Origin of the sequence: Beijerinckia sp. L45, from assembly GCF_009765775.1 — a bacterium.
Classification (GTDB): Bacteria; Pseudomonadota; Alphaproteobacteria; order Rhizobiales; family Beijerinckiaceae; genus RH-AL1.
Genome location: NZ_LMUU01000109.1, coordinates 1 through 18,475, shown reverse-complemented (window position 1 = coordinate 18,475; position 18,475 = coordinate 1). Strand labels below are relative to the sequence as shown.

Below are 18,475 nucleotides of genomic sequence, written 5' to 3'. Positions count from 1 at the left end.
CGCCGCGCAACGACTCTGCGATGGACGTGACGCTCGCCGGCGTGTCGAGCCCGACGGCATAGGCCTCGCGGCCACCGCGGCCGGGGTAGTCGGAGAGGATACAGGCGATGCGTCGGTCCTCGGGCGCGGCGCGGCGCAGACGCACCCAGGCGGCGGCGATGTCGGCCACGAATGTCACGCGCGAAACAACCGGCTGATGGATCAGCCGAGTAAATTCCAGCGCCGCGTTGCGCGGGCTTTCCGCCTTGCCCGAAATCGCCGTGGTGATGATGCGACCGTCCATTTCCGGCAGAACGACGTTCATCGCGAGATCGGCGGGGCCGAGACCGCGCGGGTTGGCGCGCCACTGCGCTTCGCTGCTGCCGCCGAGAATCACCTGCAGCACCGGTGCATCGGCGCTATCGAGCACGCTGGGGCCGCTGTCGAGCTTTGCCGAAAAAGCCGTGGTGTTGAGGATAACGTCCGGCTTCTCGGCCGCAATGGTTTGCTGCAACACGGCGATCGAGGCCGCGTCCTTGAGGCTTGCGGCAAAGAGCGCCGTCACTCGCAACCCGCGTGCGGCGAGCGCATCGGCGAGGGCGACGATCGGCGCGCAGTCGCCGCAGAGCACCAGCGCGCGGTAGAAGGTGACGAAGGCGTGGCCGGCGGTGCCGCCGTCGCGGCAGGCTTCGGCATAGCGGCCGGCGGCAGGCAGCGGCGCGGGCTCGCGCCACGGCGCCGGCGTGCCGAGCCGCGTCTCGACCCAGCCGAGCAGCGCGCCCATATTGGCGCTGCCGCCCTCTTGAAAGTAGCGCCAGATGCGGCGCAGATCCGCGACCGGCAGCGTCGAGGCGGCATCGAGCCGCGGGTCTTCGCTGTGGCAGCCGGGCACGATGGCGAGATCGAAGCCTTTTTCGCGCGCCAGGCGGGACAGTTCGTCGACGCCATAGCGCCAGTAGTCGAGGCCGCCGAGCAGGCGCACCAGCACGAATTTGGCCCGCGCGGCGACCCCGTCGCAGTAGAGGTCGATGGAATAGGGATGGCGCAGCTGCGCCAGGCTGGCGAGCCGCAGACTGAAGGCGCTCGTGCGTGCCTCGGCGCAGGCGGCGAGCGCGCCGAGATCGCTGTCGGAGAAGGACAGGCACACGATGTCGCCCGGCGTCTGGCCGAGGTCGATCGCGGCCTCGGCTTCGTCGCTGGAGCGGGATTCGGTGCGCAGCAGGTGCATTAGCTGGCCAGGGCCTGGCGGATGGCGGTTTGGTCCAGCCCCTTTTCGCCGATCACCACAAGACGCCCGTCACGCGCCTCCTCGCGGCCCCAGGCGCGGTCGAAGCTTTTTTCGAAACGGGCGCCGACGCCCTGGACCAGCAGCCGCATCGGCTTGCCCTCGACTTCGACGAACCCTTTTATGCGCAAGACATCATGGTCTTCCGCGAGTTTCGCCAGCTTGCGCAAAAAGCTTTCCGGCTCGGCGACGGCGGCAACGGGGACGACGAAGGAGTCGAAATCGTCATGGTCGTGCTCGGGCTCGTCATCGTGGCACGAGGGGCGATTGGCGAGATCGTCCTCGGCGCGGGCATCGAGCCCGAGCAGCAGCGCCGCATCGAGCTTGCCCGCGCGCGTCGCCACGATTTTGACGGCCCGCGGCACGATCGCCGCGATCTCCGCCTCCACACGGGCCTGGGTGGTGTCATCGATGAGATCGGTTTTGTTCAACACGATCAGGTCGGCGCAGAGCAGCTGGTCCTGATACACCTCTTCCAGCGGGTTGTCGTGGTCGACGTTGGGATCGGCCGCGCGCTGCGCCGCGAGTTTGGCGGGATCGTCGGCGAAGCGGCCGGCGGCGACGGCGGCGCCGTCCACCACGGCGATCACGCCGTCCACGGTGAGGCGGCGGCGCACGGCCGGCCAGTCGAAGGCTTTGACCAGCGGTTTCGGCAAAGCGAGCCCCGAGGTCTCGATGATGATGTGCTCGGGCGGCGGATCGAGCGCCAGCAGCTTTTCGATGGCGGGCAGGAAATCATCCGCGACGGTGCAGCAGATGCAGCCATTGGCGAGTTCGATGATGGACTCGTCAGTGCAGGCCTCGACGCCGCAACCGCGCAGCACGTCGCCGTCGACGCCGATGTCGCCGAATTCGTTGATGATCAAAGCAAGCCGCCGGCCGTTCGCCGTCTCCAGCACGTTGCGGATCAGTGTCGTCTTGCCGGCGCCGAGAAAGCCGGTGACGATGGTGGCAGGGATTTTACCCAACGTGGCGGGACGAGTCATGGTTCACACCTTAGCGACGCGCGGCGCGCGCAAAAACGACGGGTGTGGGGACGCGTGAGCGCCAGCGCCGGCGCAAAAGGCCGGCATCGTTCTCCGCCTGGACACCCCGCCCGGCCGATCTCGATTCGCAACGGCAGGTCTCCTGGCTCGCGGGTCGGTCCGGCGCGCCGCCTTCCCAGGATGCCCCAGTGGCGTGATGGCGCGCGTACCCGCTGACAGTTGCGGGGGCAGCCGGGGCTTTGGCGCCGAAAACGCCGCACCCCATTCCCTATTCACCCTCAGAACGAGGGACCGTTGCGGCCCGCAGACTACGCGGGGCGGCGGCGGTGTCAATGGTGGGGTTTGCGCCCAGCGGATGGCTAAGGCACGGAGCGTTTGGCGCGCGCGACAATCTCCTCGGGCGTGGGCGGGTTCGACGGGTGATGGCTGAGGCAGATCGGCGTGGCGATCTTCACCGGCTTTCCCGAACCCTCAGTCTTGAAATAGAACTCACCCTGCTTCAGCTTGCCGATGTCGTCGGCCCTGCCGCCGGTGCCTGCAATCATCTCCTTGACGGTCTGCTGGTCGGTCGGCGAGTTCTGCTTGCCGAGGAACTGGGTCGTGCAGTTCGAGACGACCTTGTTGTCGATGCCTTTCGGCGCCTGCGTCACGACGATCATGCCGAGCCCATATTTGCGAGCCTGTGCCACAAGTTGCACGCCGCTGGTCTTGCTCAGCGCGCTCTGGCCGGAAGGCACGAAGTTTTGCGCTTCGTCGATCACATAGAGGCGACCGGTGGGCGACGGGTTCTTCTTGATCCAGCCGAACAGCGTCATCTGCAGCCGATTGACGAAATCCTGCTTCGCGGCATCGGAGGCGAGACCGGACAGGTTGATCACGGAGATGCGGGTGCGTTTCGGATCGGAGCCGTAAAACAAAAGCTTCGGATCAAGGACGGCGCCGCTCGCCTTCAGCAAGGGATTGGTTTCGACCGCCGCAAGCAGGCCATCCGCCATTTTCGCGGCGATCTCATCGGCTTTTCGGATCGCGCTGACGCCTTCCGGCAACTCGCTGAGCAACGCCGTCATGTCCGTGAGGCTTCCGCCGCCCTTGTTTGCAAAGTAACGAACGGTGGCGGTGAGAACACCTTTTTGGATATCTGTCTTCGCGCCGGCGATAGGGCCGAGCGTATCGGCCGCCATCATCACCGCCTGATCGCGCTCGTCCCGGTCGTCGCCGACCGCCGCGAAATCCGGCAGCACGGAGAGGAAGAGCGGATTGCCGGCATGAATGCCCGGCGTCCAGATCACCACTTCGACGCTGTCGTTGTAGCGCTTGGCTTTGGCCGAGTCTTCGGTGGTGAAGGCGGCCGGGTCTTCCGGCCAGGCGTCGCCGAGACGCGACAGATCGTTGTTGGGATCGATGACGATCGCCGGGATGCCGGCCAACGCGGCCTCCTCGACGATCCGCCGCAGCAGCACGGTCTTGCCGGAACCGGCGCCCGCGATGATGGCGACATGGCGGGGCAGCACGGCGGTTGGGAGCATGAGTGGCTCGGCATCGGCGGTGAGGCGGTGGCCGATGGGGATGGCGGTGGGCGCAGCCGCAACCGCCGGCGCGTTCTGCAGTACTTCCGGCGGATCTCCAGCTTTGGGTTTTGTAATTTCAGCTTCGTGCTCTGCGGTTATGAGCGTAGCTTTCGTCGCGATCGGCAACGGCGGTATACCCGGAGGCGGACACAAGCCAGCAGCTTTAAAGAAAGCGGTTTCGCAAAGCGGATCGCTTTTCTGTAGCCATGCCTCGAACCCTGCAAGGTTGTTTCCGGCGACGGCTGCATCGCGCATCGCCCTCAGCGTAATGAAGGTTCGAAGATCTTCGTCAACGGGGTCAATAACCACGCCGTCGGCTGCGATGAAGGCGTCATAAAGTTGCTTTGTCTTCGATCCTCCCGGGATCGCGCCGCGGCGCACGACAAGCAAATGGCGGCCAGGGATTCTGTTGGAAATCCCAGCCGCCGTTAGAGCGGCGCGTAGCCTGGCCTGAAATGCAATCGCGTTGTCGTGCTCAATCGCGCGGAAGCAGAAGTGCTCTTCGCGGTCGTTCTCGTCGCGAAATGTGAAGGTCAGCCGGCCATGCAGCGGAGGCATCTTTTGAGCTTGGTCGCCTTGACTTTCAACGTCGATCGCTTTTCGCGGCACGATTTGCCTCGCGTAAAGATCGAATACGTCGCGTAGCAGTCGTCCGATCGCACCATCGTCCTTTGGATCAAGCAGACCATCCGTCTTGGCATCGATCCGTGCGCGGCCAAGATCTGAATCATAACTTGAACTAGGCGGCTCCGGCAGTGGCTCTGGATCCGGCCCATTGAGAGCAATGACGTTGCAAAGAGGAACCCTGCCATCCGCTAAGCAACGCCGCCGGAAAGCGTCACACTGGATAAGGATGCTGCGTGGCATCATCCCTCTCGCGCCAGAGATAGCGGCTGGAGTAAATGGCCAAGTCGAATATTCCGGTACAAAGCCAACCGCGGCATAGGCTGGCATAAGCCTATTAGAAACGAGTGCGCTGATAGCCGCTTCTTCGGTAAGGCCCGTCAGGACGTATGGGCGCAGCACGAACCGATGGGTTGCGGAATCAAGGCCGCCTGCCATTTCCTTCCAAGAGTCATATAGGCAAGTAATAACCGTGCGGCTTCGGGAAACCTTATCGTAGAGTTGCAACAAGCCTGCCGCGAGGACGTCGGCAAAGCTCTTCATTTCGCCGAATGAATCTTGCTGGATCGTCACACTACCGGAGTTGACGACCCCATCGATCTGGTCAACCGCGATCAACGTGGGGCCGGCGAGACTCATCACCCACGACATCCCGCGCACAAGATCGACCGCTTGCGGCGGCGGCTTTGTAAGGCCTTGAGCCTTGCGAGCGTCTTCGTCGGCGTCATAGCCCTGAAGCCAGGCATGCGCGATTCCGACCGCCGCCGGATCAGGCGACCGCAACAAAGCAAGAGCACGAAAAACGTCCTCATGTTGCAGCGCGCGATTGGGATCCATCATGCGTAGATTAGGAATAAGCAGATCTACAATACGCTTTGCATTGACCGTAGGTATTGCGAAAGCAGCGTCGACTTGACGTTCGACGCCGAGGCGACGGGCAACGCCTGAGAGCACGGCCTCATATTGCCGGCGTCCGCCGGGCATCTCCTGCAGCAACGAGGTCAAGAAACTTAATGCCGCGCTTTTCCAGAAGTCCGTGATGCCGATGACATCAAGAAGGACAAACCAAGCGCCGGATTCCCAAGTTTTGCGGCGTAGTTCACCTACAAGGTGGGTCTTTCCGACACCCGCTTCGCCAACGATTACCGCGCCTGCCGGATTGTCAGCATCGATTTGCGCGTCCTCATGAAGATCAGCGACAATACTGTCGATCAGCGTTTCGGTGGGACCTCCCACAGTGGCATTCGCATCGCGCCATACGCTTTCTAGCGGCCTGGTCCAATTGAATTTAGCTTTGCGAAAAGCATCAAGCGCTTGGTTCATGGCATAATCCACAAAATATGAAAGGTCTCGCCAGCCACTACAACGGCCGCATCTTGATCCACTTTAGTCACTGCCCGCTTGTCATTCACTTTCATCAGCCGCGCTTTGCCGCCGGTTTTGGCCATTGTCGCAAAAGCCTCGTCTACCGCCGCTCTATCGAGCTTTGAAAGATGGCGGCGAACGGCGCTTAGTTTGGCATCGGCGCCCTTCACATTTTTTGTTACCTTGAGATAAGCGCGTTCGATCTCCTCGGAAACGTCAAGTTGCTCCAATTTGGCGGCTTTGCTGCGGGTCTTGGAAGTCCTGGCAGTGTTGGAATTCTTGACAGTCTTCGGAGACTTCTTTGCCGGGCCATCTTTTCGTGTTTCCAGCGGCGGCGAGCTCGCTTCACCGATAAAATCTGCAAGTGTGGTGCGAGCATTTTCGAGGTTATCGTGCAGGCGACCCAGAAAGTCCTGAAGCACCCGAAACGCGGGCGGAACGGGATCGCGAAGGTGGTCATTCGCCCATCCCCACCCCTTGTCCTCGAGCGTAATCCACAACGACCGCGATCGCGTCGCAACAGTCACGAATTTCAACACCTCGAGCGCTTTGCGGTCGGCGGCTTTCACCACAGGCATGATGTCCGCTTGTTTCGCGACACCCTGCTTCGCGAGGAGACACCAAACCAGCAGCGTTTGCGTTGGCGTAAGCGTATCGGTCATGCGTGATAATCTCCTTCGGACCGGCGAAGGCGTACCACACGCCGGATCTTCTCGACCGCGAGCTGCAAGTCGGTCGCGACCTGTGCATTGGTGAGACGCAGGACCAGGTAGCCCGCAACAAGCAACTCATAATCGCGGTGGCGGTCATCTCCGTATTTCGGATCGCCCTGATGCTCCGGGCCGTCGAGCTCGACGACGATCCGGCCTTCGGCCCAGACGAGGTCGACACGAGGCGAAAAACCCGGCGCGTTCGTCATGACGCATCGGTTGTAAGCGAACAGCGGACCCAGTTCGGTGTCGCGCTGCAGCGCGGCCTGAATCCGCGCCTCGGTTTGGCTGGCGTGATGCGCCTTGCCTTTCGGCACGATCAGCCGGTTCAGCACCGGTGCCGCCGGCTGAAGCACGTCGAGGGCGCCATACAATATGCGCTCGAACGGCGGCGCGGGGTCCGAGCGGCTCGGGCAGAGAATGACGATTGAGGCGCCTTGTGCCGCGCACCATTCCAGCGCGGCGATCATGGGGGCGGCGTGCCGCGGCCGCGCGACGTCGAGGCTGGCGAGGAGCACGAGACCGACGGGATCGATCGCGCGCAGCAATTGCGTGAATTCGATCTGCGGATGCGTGCGGCGAAAGCGCGGAGGCCGGCCCGAATCCGCAAGCCGCTTCGCGGCGCGCCGCCAGGGCTGCAAGACGCCGGTGTCGATCGTGCCGTCGCCTCCACCGTACCAGTCTGGCCAGAGCGCCAGCGCGAGAGCCGCCAAGTCGTCGAGGATCTGGTTGACCGCAGCGTTGGCAGTTTCGCTTGCCAGAAGATCGAGCTGCAGCATTTGCCGCTTCTGATCGGGCGCGCGTTCGAAGGCCGCTCGAAGCTGCGAGCCTTCGAGCCCGATCAAGGTCAGCATCTGCCCTGGCGGTAAGGCACCGATGCGGGCGGGGAGATCGTCGAGTGGCAGGTTGGTCGAGCGCGCTTGGTACGGACTGCACATGAGCTGCGTATCGCGACCTTCCCTAAAACGGAATTTTACAACCGAGAATAGCGCTTTGGTAAAGACCTAATGCGCTGTGAGCAAGCGCTTGCTAGATTTAAAGAAACAAAGATTGGCTGAAGATCCTCAGCCAATAGTCAGACATCCTTCCAGGCCCGCATCCCCATGACCACCACCCCCGACCGCCACCGCGAAAAAATGGCCCACCGCAAGGCGGTGCAAGATGCGGAAGTCGCCTCCAAAACGGTCACCGAAAAAGGCCTGCTGATCGTCCACACCGGGCCCGGCAAGGGCAAGACGTCGGCGGCGATGGGCCTGGTGCTGCGGGCGCTCGGCTATGGCTGGCAAGTGGGGATCGTGCAGTTCATCAAGGGGGCGTGGGACACCGGCGAAAAGCATGCGCTGGAGCGGTTTCCCGACCTCGTGCGCTGGCACACGATGGGCGAGGGCTTCACCTGGGAGACGCAGGACCGCGCGCGCGACGTGGCGGCGGCGGAGCGGGCGTGGCGCAAAGTGCAGGAGCTGATGGCGGACGCATCCATCAAGCTCTTGATCCTCGACGAGCTCAACATTGCGCTGCGCTACGATTATCTCGATCTCGACATGGTGGTGGCGGCGCTTGGCGCCCGGCGGCCGGATCTGCACATCGTCGTCACCGGGCGCAACGCCAAGCCGGCCCTCATTGAGGCCGCCGACCTCGTCACCGAGATGGGCCAGGTGAAGCACCACTTCGCCGCCGGCGTGAAGGCGCAACAAGGCATCGAATTCTAAGGCGGCGCGCGCCCGCATTCCATGCAGGCTTGAAGAGAAGGACCTGCGGCCGCGTCATGCCTCAAGCGTCGTGTCGCCAAACCTTATCTTGGCGGAGACGGAGAAGGCCGCCATGCAAAGGGCTATTTGCTGCGCGGGGCGGACCATAAAGAGGCCTTCTGCTGCTTTTCCCGGCTCATTGCCTGCGCGCACGGCCATTCGCCCAGTCGAATACTCGCGATGATCGTACGTTTCCGGAAAAACGCAATAATCGTGCGTCATGACCAAGCTGCGCATCTGCATTGAGCGTTTAGCATATGTTATGGATCCGCGCGGGGCGCCCGATGTCTGTAATCGTTGCGCGCACATCCATCATTGACGTTGCGGAACAAACAAAGCTTACTGTCGGCATAGGTAGCGCGCCATCCCGGCTGGCGGCGCCACCATCGCCTGACTGGGTGGTGTGCCATGTTGCTGCGTTGGATGCTTGCGAAGCTCATCAAGACGGGAACGCTGACGGTCAGCGTCGGCGGGGGCATGTTTACGGTCGGCGGGGTTAAGCCCGGCCCGGCCGTGGCGATCAGCATCCGCGACAGGGCGACGGCGCGTCGCCTGGCCCTGCACCCCGACCTCTACCTCGGCGAGGCCTATACCGACGGCGCGCTGGTGGTCGACAGCGGCTCGATCTGGGATCTGCTCGATCTCTGCGGCCTCAACCTCGGCACCTGGGGCAGCGGCACGTCGTGGCTGCAGCGCTCGCTGGACTGGACGCGGCGCCAGCTGCAACAGGCCAACGCGCGGCGCGCGTCGCGGCTCAACGTCGCCCACCATTACGACCTCTCGGAAGCGATGTACCGGTCCTTCCTCGATGCGGACATGCAGTATTCCTGCGCCTATTTTCCGACACCGACGACCAGCCTGGACGAGGCGCAGCGGGCGAAGAAGGCGCATATCGCGGCCAAGCTGGCGCTGCGCCCGGGCCAGCGCGTGCTCGACATCGGCTGCGGCTGGGGCGGCATGGCGCTCTATCTCGCGCAGGCCGAGGATGTGGTGGTCCACGGCATCACGCTGTCGCAGGAGCAGCTGCGCGTCTGCCAGATGCGAGCGGAGGCGCTGGGCCTCACGAACCGCGTCAGCTTCAGCCTCGTCGACTATCGCGACGTCGAGGGGCCGTACGATCGCATCGTCTCCGTCGGCATGTTCGAGCATGTCGGCACGCCGAACTACCAGGCCTTCTTCGACCGCGTCTCCGAACTGCTGGCGCCCGACGGGGTGGCGCTGGTCCACTCGATCGGCCGCATCGCCGGGCCGGCGAGCACCAGCAGCTGGATCCACAAGTACATCTTTCCCGGCGGCTACGTGCCGGCCCTCTCCGAGGTGATGCCGAGCATCGAGCGCTCGGGGCTGTGGCTCGCCGACCTCGAAGTCTTGCGTATGCATTACGCGGAGACGCTAAAACTCTGGCGCGAGCGGTTTCTCGACGCCGCGCATCGCCTGCCGCCGGCGTTCGACGAGCGGTTTCGCCGGATGTGGGAATTCTATCTCGCGGGCAGCGAAATGAGTTTTCGCCATTGCGGCTTCATGATTTTTCAGGCGCAGCTGATCCGCGATCCCTACGCCGTGCCGCTGACGCGGGATTATATGATGGATGACGAGCGCCGGCTGCAGGCCGAGGCGCTGCCGCTGGAAGCGGCGATGAGCCGGCACTCCTAAAGGCGTTGGCGCGCGCCCTCACCCTAGGACATGCAGGGCGCGACGGTGCAGCGCGGCCGCGTGCGGGGAGAAGCAGCATAGGATGATGCGCGTCATATCGGCGCCGGCAGCCACCGTGGTCTCGACGGCGATCAGCGCCGCGCGCTCGGCCGGGAAGCCGAAGACGCCGGTGGAAATGGCGGGAAACGCGATGGTCGTCAGGCCCTTGCGCCGGGCCAGCTCCAGCGATCGGCGATAGCAGGAGACGAGCAGCCGGTCTTCGTCCTGCTCGCCACCGTGCCAGACGGGGCCGACGGTGTGGATCACGAAGCGGGCGGGCAAATTGTAGCCGCCGGTGATCTTGGCGTCGCCCGTGGCGCAGCCGCCGAGCGTCCGGCATTCCTCGACCAGGCCCGGGCCGGCGGCCCGATGGATAGCGCCATCGACGCCACCGCCGCCGAGCAGGCTGTTTGCAGCGGCGTTGACGATGGCGTCAACGCCGAGGCGGGTGATGTCGGCTTCGACGACCTCGATCATCCGCAGACGGCGCAGCTCAGACCTTGGCGGGCTGCTTGCAGTCGATGCCCTTTTCCGCGAGGTGGGAGGCGAGCTCCCCGCTCTGGAACATCTCGCGCACGATATCGCAGCCGCCCATGAATTCGCCCTTGATGTAGAGCTGCGGGATCGTCGGCCAGTTCGAGAACGCCTTGATGCCGTTGCGGACCTCGTCCGATTCCAGCACGTTGACGGTCGTATAGGGGACTTCGAGGTAGCCGAGGATCTGCACGACCTGGCTGGAGAAACCGCACTGCGGAAACTTCGGCGTGCCCTTCATGAACAGGACGACGTCGTGGGAGTCGATGGCGGTCTGGATGGTTTCGGTCGCGGACATTTTGGCCCTTTCGATAACAGGTTGGCGTAATTGCCGACGATCTTCGATCCCTAGGATTTGGGCGTCAAGGTCTGAAGCTGCAAGGCATGCAGGGCACCGCCCATATGTGTGCCGAGCGCGCCGTAAACCAGCTGATGCTGCTGCAGCTTGCTCTTGCCGACGAAGGCGGCCGAAGTGACGATCGCGGAAAAATGGTCGTCGTCACCGGCGAGGTCGATGATCTCGATCTCGGCGTCGGGCAGCGCGGCCTTGATCAGCCGATCGATCTCGGCAGCGGGCATCGGCATGGAAGCGTCCTCAGGATTGTATGGCTGGTGACATATAAGGGATGGAGCGGCCAACGGGAAGGGAGCACCCGTCATTCCGGGGCGGCGCAAGCCGAACCCGGAACCGGTGTTCTTCCCTGATCTAGTAGGGCAGGCCCGCGTAGCCCGGTTCCGGGCTCGCGCCGATGGCGCGCCCCGGAATGACAACCCCGACGCTACCGCGGCAGAACCGTCGAGCCCATCAGCGCCTTGTCGACCGCATGCGCGGTCTGCCGGCCCTCGCGGATCGCCCAGACGACCAGCGACTGGCCACGGCGCATGTCGCCGCATGCATAGACCTTCGGCACCGACGACAGATAGCTCTTCTGGTCGGCGACGACGTTGCCACGCTTGTCGAGGCTGACGCCGAGGCCATCGAGCAGGCCCTCGGAGATCGGCGCGACGAAGCCCATCGCCAGCAGCACCAGATCGGCGCGCAGCTCGAACGAACTCTCCGGCACTTCCTGCATCTTGGCATCGACGCGGACGCAGCGCAGTTTTGTGACGTTGCCTTCGGCGTCGCCCAAAAATTCTTTGGTGAGCACGGCGAAATCGCGGTTGGCGCCTTCCTCGTGCGACGAGGAGGTGCGCAGCTTCAGCGGCCAATCCGGCCAGGTCAGCAGCTTGTTCTCCTTGACCGGCGGCTCCGGCATGATCTCGAGCTGGGTCACCGAGAGCGCGCCCTGGCGCACCGAGGTGCCGATGCAATCCGACCCGGTGTCGCCGCCGCCGATGACGATGACGTGCTTGCCGGACGCCAGGATCGGGTCGTTGCTGTTCAGCGGCTCGTGGCTGACGCGGCGGTTCTGCTGCGGCAGGAAATCCATGGCGAAATGCACGCCGTGCAGGTCGCGGCCCGGAATCGGCAGGTCGCGCGGCTTTTCCGCACCGCCCGACAGCACCACGGCATCATACTCGGCGACAAGATCGGTCGCCTGGACGTCGACGCCGACATTGACGTTGCAATGGAACTTGACCCCTTCCGCCTCGAGCTGGCGCACGCGCCGGTCGATCAGCGTCTTTTCCATCTTGAAGTCGGGAATGCCGTAGCGCAGCAGGCCGCCGGCCTTGGCGTTCTTCTCGTAGACATGGACCTCGTGGCCCGCCCGCGCCAGTTGCTGGGCGCAGGCGAGGCCGGCGGGACCGGAGCCGATGACCGCAACCCGCTTGCCGCTGCGCTTGCCGAACACGTCGGGATTGACCCAGCCGTTGGCGAAGGCGCGGTCGACGATGGCGCATTCGATCGTTTTGATCGTCACCGGCGTGTCACTGAGGTTCAGCGTGCACGCCGCCTCGCAAGGCGCCGGGCAGACGCGGCCGGTGAATTCGGGAAAATTGTTGGTGGAGTGCAGGTTGCGCGCGGCCTCCTCCCAGTCGGACTGGTAGACGAGGTTGTTCCAGTCCGGGATCTGATTGTTGACCGGGCAGCCGTTGTGACAATAGGGGATGCCGCAATCCATGCAGCGGGCCGCCTGATCCTTCGTCGCCTCTTCGGACAGCGGGATCGTGAATTCCTTGTAGTTGCGGATACGATCCGACGCCGGCGCGTAACGCCGGTCGCGCCGGTCGATTTCAAGGAAGCCCGTTACCTTACCCATCGTATCCCAACCCCAAAAGTCCGGTCGTCGCGCCGCCTCAGGCGCGTATCGCGGCCGGGCTTCCGCCCGGCCTCTGTCTCAATTCAAGCCGGCTCGAGCGCCGCACTGTCCGACGCGTTGAGCTTCTGCATCGCCTCGCGGTATTCCGTCGGAATCACCTTGCGGAACTTTGCCAGCGACTCCGGCCATGAATCGAGCATGCGCTGCCCCAGCGCAGACCCGGTATAGCCGACGTGCTTTTCGATCAAGTGACGAAGCCGCGCCGCATCCCACTGGGTGAGATCGCCGACCACCTTCACCTTGCCGTGGACGAAGAGATCGAGCGCCTGGTGATAGAGCTTCTCGTTCTCGTCTTCCTCGGAGGCGATCGCCTCGAGATCGACCATGGCGAGGTTGCAGCGCTGCTTGAACGTGTCGTCGCCGTCATAGACATAGGCGACGCCACCCGACATGCCGGCGGCGAAATTGCGCCCCGTCATGCCGAGAACCACCACCACGCCGCCCGTCATATATTCGCAGCCGTGGTCGCCGGTGCCTTCGACGACCGAGATCGCCCCGGAATTGCGCACGGCGAAGCGCTCGCCGGCGACGCCGCGGAAGTAGCTCTCGCCCTCAGTCGCACCATAGAGCGCGGTGTTGCCGACGATGATCGATTCTTCCGGCACCACCTTGGTATCACGCGGCGGATAGATGATGATCCGGCCGCCCGACAAGCCCTTGCCGACGTAATCGTTGGCCTGGCCTTCGAGTTCGAGCGTCACGCCCTTGGCGAGGAAGCCGCCAAAACTCTGGCCGGCGGTGCCCTTGACCTTGATGTTGACGGTGTTCTCCGGCAGCCCGGCCTCGCCGTAGAGACCCGCGATCTTGCCCGAGAGCATGGCGCCGGTGGTCCGATCGGTGTTGTGGATCTCGGCTTCGATCGTCACCGGGGTCTTCGTCACGATGGCGTGCGAGGCCTTCTCGATCAGCGTGCGGTCGAGCACGTGGTCGAGACGGTGGTCCTGCACCCCGGTGTGGAAGATGTCGTCGCCCTCGCGCGCTTCCGGCTTGTGGAACAGTTTCGCGAAGTCGAGGCCCTTGGCCTTCCAGTGCTCGATGACCTTGGCACGGTCGAGCATCTGCATCTGGCCGATCATATCGTCGAAGCGGCGATAGCCCATCGCCGCCATCAGCTCGCGGACTTCCTCGGCGACAAAGAAGAAGAAGTTGATGACGTGCTCCGGCTGCCCGACGAACTTTTTGCGCAGCACCGGGTCCTGCGTGGCGACGCCGACGGGGCAGGTGTTGAGGTGACACTTGCGCATCATGATGCAGCCGGCCGCGATCAGCGGCGCGGTGGCGAAGCCGAACTCGTCGGCCCCGAGCAGCGCGCCAACGACGACGTCACGCCCGGTGCGCAGGCCGCCGTCGACCTGCACCGCGATGCGCGACCGCAGGCGGTTGAGCACCAGCGTCTGATGCGTCTCGGCAAGCCCGATCTCCCAGGGGGAGCCGGCATGCTTGATCGAGGTCAGCGGCGACGCGCCTGTGCCCCCCTCGAAGCCGGAGATCGTCACATGATCCGCACGCGCCTTGGAGACGCCGGCGGCGACCGTGCCGACGCCGATTTCCGACACGAGTTTCACCGAGACGGCGGCGTCGGGATTGGCGTTCTTCAGGTCGTAAATGAGCTGCGCCAGATCCTCGATCGAGTAGATGTCGTGGTGCGGCGGCGGCGAGATGAGCCCCACGCCGGCCGTCGAATGGCGGACCTTGGCGATCACCGCATCGACCTTGTGGCCGGGCAGCTGTCCGCCTTCGCCGGGCTTCGCGCCCTGCGCCATCTTGATCTGGATCATGTCGGCGTTGACGAGGTATTCCGCGGTGACGCCGAAGCGGCCCGAGGCCACCTGCTTGATCGCGGAACGCATCGAGTCGCCGTTGGGCAGCGGCTTGTAGCGGTCGGATTCCTCGCCGCCTTCGCCGGTGTTCGACTTGCCGCCGATGCGGTTCATCGCGATCGCCAACGTCGTATGCGCCTCGCGCGAGATCGAGCCGTAGCTCATCGCGCCGGTGGCGAAGCGCTTGACGATGGCCGCAGCCGGTTCGACCTCGTCGAGCGGCACGGGTGCGCGGGATTCCTCTTCCGCCGTCTTGATGCGGAACAGGCCGCGGATCGTCAGCAGCGCGTCGTCCTGCTCGTTCAGCAGCTTGGCATATTCGCGATAGGTGTCCTGCGCATTGCCGCGCACGGCGTGCTGCAGCAACGACACCGATTGCGGCGACCACGAATGGATCTCGCCGCGGATGCGATACGCATAGTCGCCGCCGACCGCGAGCGCGTTGCGATAGACCGGCGAGTCACCGAAGGCGTCCGCATGGCGGCGCACGCTTTCTTCCGCGATCTCGGGCAGGCCGACCCCGCCGATGCGCGTGGCGGTGCCTGTGAAATACTGCTCGACGAAGGTTTCCGCCAAACCGACGGCGTCAAAAATCTGCCCACCGCAATAGGACTGATAGGTCGAGATGCCCATCTTCGACATGACCTTGAGGAGGCCCTTGCCGATCGACTTGATGTAGCGTTTGACCGCCTCGTAGCCGTCGATCTCGTCGGGGAACGTCTTCGCCATCGTGGCGAGGGTCTCGAAGGCGAGATAGGGGTTGATCGCTTCGGCGCCGAAACCGGCGAGCAGCGCGAAATGATGCACTTCGCGCGCTTCGCCCGTCTCGACGACGAGGCCGACGGAGGTGCGAAGACCCGTGCGGATCAGGTGATGATGCACGGCGGCCGTTGCCAGCAGCGCCGGGATCGGAATGCGATCGGCGCCGACCAGGCGGTCGGACAGGATGATGATGTTGTAGCCGCCCTGCACCGCCTGATCGGCACGCGAGCACAGCCGTGCCAGCGCGGACGCCATGCCCTCGGCGCCGTTCTGCGACGCATAGGTGATGTCGAGCGTCTTGGTGTCGAAAGAGTCCTCGAACGACCCGATCGAGCGGATCTTTTCGAGATCGCCGTTGGTGAGGATCGGCTGACGCACTTCCAGGCGCTTGCGCTTGGCGTTGCCGTCATGATCGAGAATGTTGGGGCGCGGGCCGATGAACGAGACCAGGCTCATGACGAGCTCTTCGCGGATCGGATCGATCGGCGGGTTCGTCACCTGGGCGAAATTCTGCTGGAAGTAGGTGTAGAGCAGCTTGGACTTGCTCGACAGCGCCGAGATCGGCGTGTCGGTGCCCATCGAGCCGGTCGCTTCCTGGCCGGTCAGCGCCATCGGCGACATCAGCAGCGAAATGTCTTCCTGCGTGTAGCCGAACGCCTGCTGGCGATCGAGCAGCGACACGTCGGCGCGCGTCGCGCGCGGCGAGACGTCGGTCATTTCTTCGAGCACGATCTGCGTGCGTTCGACCCACTCGCCGTAAGGATGCAGGCCGCACAACGTCGTCTTGATCTCGGCGTCCGAGATGATGCGGCCCTGTTCGAGATCGACGAGCAGCATCTTGCCCGGCTGCAGGCGCCACTTGGTGACGATCTTGTCTTCCGGAATCGGCAGCACGCCGACTTCCGAGGCCATAACCACGAGGCCGTCCTCGGTGACGATGTAGCGCGCGGGGCGCAAACCGTTGCGGTCGAGCGTGGCGCCAATCTGCCGGCCGTCGGTGAAGGCCACGGCGGCGGGGCCGTCCCACGGCTCCATCATCGAGGCATGATATTCGTAGAAGGAGCGGCGCTGTTCATCCATCAGCGGATTGCCGGCCCAGGCTTCCGGGATCAGCATCATCATCGCATGGGCGAGCGAATAGCCGCCCTGCACCAGAAATTCGAGCGCGTTGTCGAAGCAGGCGGTATCCGACTGGCCCTCGTAGGAGATCGGCCACAGCTTTTCGATGTCGGCGCCGAACAGCTCGGAGGCGACGGAGGCCTGCCGCGCCGCCATCCAGTTGACGTTGCCGCGCAGCGTGTTGATCTCGCCGTTGTGAGCGACATAGCGATAGGGATGCGCCAGCGACCAGGACGGGAAGGTGTTGGTCGAAAAGCGCTGATGGACGAGGGACAGCGCGGTCTCCAGCGTCGGATCGCGGAGGTCCTTGAAATAGTCGCCGAGTTGGCTGGCGAGAAGCAGGCCCTTGTAGACGATGGTGCGCGACGACAGCGACACAGAGTAGTAAGCCGCGAAACGGGGGTCCTTGCGGCCGTAGACGGCGTTCGAGATCACCTTGCGCAGCACGAACAGCCGGCGTTCGAAGACGTCCTGGTCGGCGACGTCGGCGCCGCGGCCGATGAAGATCTGCCGGGTGACCGGCTCGCTGTCGACGACGCTCTCGCCGAGCACGCTCGGGTCGACCGGCACGTCGCGCCAGCCGAGAAACACCTGCCCCTCGGCGACGGTGGTTTCCTCGACGATCTTCTCGATGATCTGCCGCGCCTCGGCGTCGCGCGGCATGAACAGCACGCCGACGGCATAGTCGCCGGGGGCCGGAAGGCTGAAGCCGTTCTCGGAGGCCTTGGCGACGAAGAAGTCGTGCGGGATCTGGATCAACATGCCGCAGCCGTCGCCGGCCTTCGGGTCGGCCCCGGTGGCGCCGCGATGATCGAGGTTCAGCAGGATCTCGAGGCCCATGGCGACGAGATCATGCGACTTGCGATTGTGCATGTTGGCGACGAAGCCGACGCCACAGGAATCATGTTCGTTCGTAGGGTCGTAGAGGCCCTGGGCGTCCGGCAGGCCGGGATCGCGCATGATGATGTCGCGGCGCACGCTCATGTCGGTCGCCGGCTTGGCCAACGGCGATGGCGAAAGCTTGCCGCGCTCGAAGCCCTGACCTTCCGTCTCGAATCCGTCAGCCATCATCATCATCCCTGGCGAGTCGTAGTGTGAGACCGCCCACAAGAGGCGGAATCCCGAGCCGACCGCGGTGTCACTCTCGCGATTCGGCCACCCTTAAAAATTTAAGCAGCAGGCGGATTGGTCAGCAATCCTGTCCTAACGCGCGACACTTACAGATATGTATTCGACAGACAAGTCGCGCCACATTTCAACCTAGCAAGCCTGATGCCGATCAAGAGGGAAACGGCGTTCGAGTCAACACGCATCGCGACGCGGACGAGTCCGATCTGACGAGATTTGCGCGCGGCATTGGCGCATCGGTCGGCCCTAAACGGTCAAGCTTGTTCCGACTAAACGACAACCCACGAAAATCCGCCTTCGGCAAGCACGAAATTCGTCAGTGAGGCCGGATTACAACAGTGGGGATTTCCCTCAGCGACAGCTTTACTGTAACCAAGCTTTTGCCCCATTTGGTGCCGAGGTTCGGGCGCATTCGGCTGGGGGCCCGCCGGGGGAGTTATGATGGTGGACGTGCGTCGAGCAATTGTGCGGAAGGCTTGTTTTTACACGCATTCCGTGCTGACCGTTGCTCTTGTTTTAAGCGTCACGCCTCGCTTCGCGGCGGCGGAAGTGTTCGATCCCCTCCGTGGCTATGCCCTCGACGGGACGCCCGTCGCCCCGACTCGCGGTGGCGACAAGCATCAGGTGGCACCCAACGCGCCGCAGCGCGAGCCTCGCGCCGCTCCGGCCTACGTCTCGTCATCGACGGTCCGCCGCAATGCGTCGCGCAGCGGGTTCAAGCTGCTCGATCAGCCGCATCGCCACGGCCGCACCTATTTTGCGATGGGCGCGGACGACAAGGGTCACAAGTTCAAGCTGCTCTTCAGCGCTTACAGCGGCCAGATCGTCGAGCGGACCGATCTCGGGATGATCGAGGCGAAGGTCCCGGCGCCTGTGACGCCGGCCGCACCGAAG

At 64.0% G+C, this 18,475-nt stretch carries 14 protein-coding genes and 1 riboswitch; of the genes, 3 read left to right on the top strand and 11 right to left on the bottom strand.

From position 1 onward, the window contains the following. From GSQ79_RS12015 to GSQ79_RS11995, 5 genes are all read right to left on the bottom strand, one after another. Positions 1-1,207, bottom strand: a 1,207-nt coding sequence (locus GSQ79_RS12015) for a cobaltochelatase subunit CobN (RefSeq protein WP_174243200.1), incomplete at its 3' end; no start/stop codon positions are given. Next, the gene (gene cobW / locus GSQ79_RS12010; RefSeq protein ID WP_158808955.1) at positions 1,207-2,250 is read right to left on the bottom strand and encodes a cobalamin biosynthesis protein CobW; all 1,044 of its coding nucleotides are present in this window, start codon (positions 2,248-2,250) and stop codon (positions 1,207-1,209) included. The genes GSQ79_RS12015 and cobW, both read right to left, overlap by 1 nt. 114 nt (positions 2,251-2,364) lie before the next feature. After that, positions 2,365-2,561: riboswitch (cobalamin riboswitch) on the bottom strand. A 48-nt stretch (positions 2,562-2,609) separates the two neighbouring features. Continuing rightward, positions 2,610-5,765 (bottom strand): ATP-binding protein, encoded by a 3,156-nt coding sequence (locus GSQ79_RS12005; protein WP_158808954.1) that lies wholly within the window; start codon positions 5,763-5,765, stop codon positions 2,610-2,612. After that, positions 5,762-6,469 carry a hypothetical protein gene (locus GSQ79_RS12000; RefSeq protein WP_158808953.1) on the bottom strand — a complete coding sequence of 236 codons (708 nt, stop codon included), beginning with the start codon at positions 6,467-6,469 and terminating at the stop codon, positions 5,762-5,764. The genes GSQ79_RS12005 and GSQ79_RS12000 overlap by 4 nt, the downstream gene beginning before the upstream one ends. Further along, the gene (locus tag GSQ79_RS11995; protein ID WP_246725281.1) at positions 6,466-7,296 is read right to left on the bottom strand and encodes an endonuclease domain-containing protein; all 831 of its coding nucleotides are present in this window, start codon (positions 7,294-7,296) and stop codon (positions 6,466-6,468) included. The genes GSQ79_RS12000 and GSQ79_RS11995 overlap by 4 nt, the downstream gene beginning before the upstream one ends. A gap of 324 nt (positions 7,297-7,620) precedes the next feature. Here GSQ79_RS11995 and cobO point away from each other — a divergent pair, with 324 nt between their 5' ends. Further along, entirely contained in the window at positions 7,621-8,226 is a 606-nt protein-coding gene (cobO, locus tag GSQ79_RS11990) for a cob(I)yrinic acid a,c-diamide adenosyltransferase (protein WP_158808951.1), read from the top strand. 54 nt (positions 8,227-8,280) lie between these two features. Here the strand turns inward: cobO and GSQ79_RS11985 are convergent, their stop codons facing one another. After that, on the bottom strand, positions 8,281-8,493 hold the full coding sequence (locus GSQ79_RS11985; protein WP_158808950.1) for a hypothetical protein: 213 nt from the start codon (positions 8,491-8,493) through the stop codon (positions 8,281-8,283). Between the two features lie 180 nt (positions 8,494-8,673). Here GSQ79_RS11985 and GSQ79_RS11980 point away from each other — a divergent pair, with 180 nt between their 5' ends. Further along, complete coding sequence (locus GSQ79_RS11980; protein ID WP_158808949.1) at positions 8,674-9,918, top strand: cyclopropane-fatty-acyl-phospholipid synthase family protein; 1,245 nt, start codon at positions 8,674-8,676, stop codon at positions 9,916-9,918. 18 nt (positions 9,919-9,936) lie between these two features. On the opposite strand, the gene GSQ79_RS11975 is transcribed toward GSQ79_RS11980, so the two are convergent. From GSQ79_RS11975 to gltB, 5 genes are all read right to left on the bottom strand, one after another. Then, the gene (locus tag GSQ79_RS11975) at positions 9,937-10,434 is read right to left on the bottom strand and encodes an O-acetyl-ADP-ribose deacetylase (protein WP_158808948.1); all 498 of its coding nucleotides are present in this window, start codon (positions 10,432-10,434) and stop codon (positions 9,937-9,939) included. 16 nt (positions 10,435-10,450) lie between these two features. After that, the gene (gene grxD / locus GSQ79_RS11970) at positions 10,451-10,789 is read right to left on the bottom strand and encodes a Grx4 family monothiol glutaredoxin (protein WP_158808947.1); all 339 of its coding nucleotides are present in this window, start codon (positions 10,787-10,789) and stop codon (positions 10,451-10,453) included. A 50-nt stretch (positions 10,790-10,839) separates the two neighbouring features. Then, on the bottom strand, positions 10,840-11,076 hold the full coding sequence (locus GSQ79_RS11965) for a BolA family protein (RefSeq protein ID WP_158808946.1): 237 nt from the start codon (positions 11,074-11,076) through the stop codon (positions 10,840-10,842). A gap of 194 nt (positions 11,077-11,270) precedes the next feature. Continuing rightward, positions 11,271-12,692 (bottom strand): glutamate synthase subunit beta, encoded by a 1,422-nt coding sequence (locus tag GSQ79_RS11960; RefSeq protein ID WP_158808945.1) that lies wholly within the window; start codon positions 12,690-12,692, stop codon positions 11,271-11,273. 83 nt (positions 12,693-12,775) lie between these two features. Continuing rightward, positions 12,776-17,437, bottom strand: a complete 4,662-nt coding sequence (gene gltB, locus GSQ79_RS11955; protein ID WP_158808956.1) for a glutamate synthase large subunit — start codon at positions 17,435-17,437, stop codon at positions 12,776-12,778. Positions 17,438-18,130: 693 nt separating this feature from the next. Here gltB and GSQ79_RS11950 point away from each other — a divergent pair. Further along, positions 18,131-18,475: hypothetical protein (locus tag GSQ79_RS11950; RefSeq protein ID WP_158808944.1), on the top strand; the 345-nt coding region annotated here is incomplete at its 3' end.

Excerpts from the sequence above, each read along its gene's own strand:
- GSQ79_RS11995 (WP_246725281.1), bottom strand. The coding sequence starts at position 7,296 with ATGCTGCAGCTCGATCTTCTGGCAAGCGAAACTGCCAACGCTGCGGTC.
- cobO (WP_158808951.1), top strand. The coding sequence starts at position 7,621 with ATGACCACCACCCCCGACCGCCACCGCGAAAAAATGGCCCACCGCAAG.
- GSQ79_RS12005 (WP_158808954.1), bottom strand. The coding sequence starts at position 5,765 with ATGAACCAAGCGCTTGATGCTTTTCGCAAAGCTAAATTCAATTGGACC.
- GSQ79_RS11980 (WP_158808949.1), top strand. The coding sequence starts at position 8,674 with ATGTTGCTGCGTTGGATGCTTGCGAAGCTCATCAAGACGGGAACGCTG.
- grxD (WP_158808947.1), bottom strand. The coding sequence starts at position 10,789 with ATGTCCGCGACCGAAACCATCCAGACCGCCATCGACTCCCACGACGTC.
- GSQ79_RS11975 (WP_158808948.1), bottom strand. The coding sequence starts at position 10,434 with ATGATCGAGGTCGTCGAAGCCGACATCACCCGCCTCGGCGTTGACGCC.
- GSQ79_RS12000 (WP_158808953.1), bottom strand. The coding sequence starts at position 6,469 with ATGACCGATACGCTTACGCCAACGCAAACGCTGCTGGTTTGGTGTCTC.
- GSQ79_RS11965 (WP_158808946.1), bottom strand. The coding sequence starts at position 11,076 with ATGCCGATGCCCGCTGCCGAGATCGATCGGCTGATCAAGGCCGCGCTG.
- GSQ79_RS11960 (WP_158808945.1), bottom strand. The coding sequence starts at position 12,692 with ATGGGTAAGGTAACGGGCTTCCTTGAAATCGACCGGCGCGACCGGCGT.
- cobW (WP_158808955.1), bottom strand. The coding sequence starts at position 2,250 with ATGACTCGTCCCGCCACGTTGGGTAAAATCCCTGCCACCATCGTCACC.
- gltB (WP_158808956.1), bottom strand. The coding sequence starts at position 17,437 with ATGAGCGTGCGCCGCGACATCATCATGCGCGATCCCGGCCTGCCGGAC.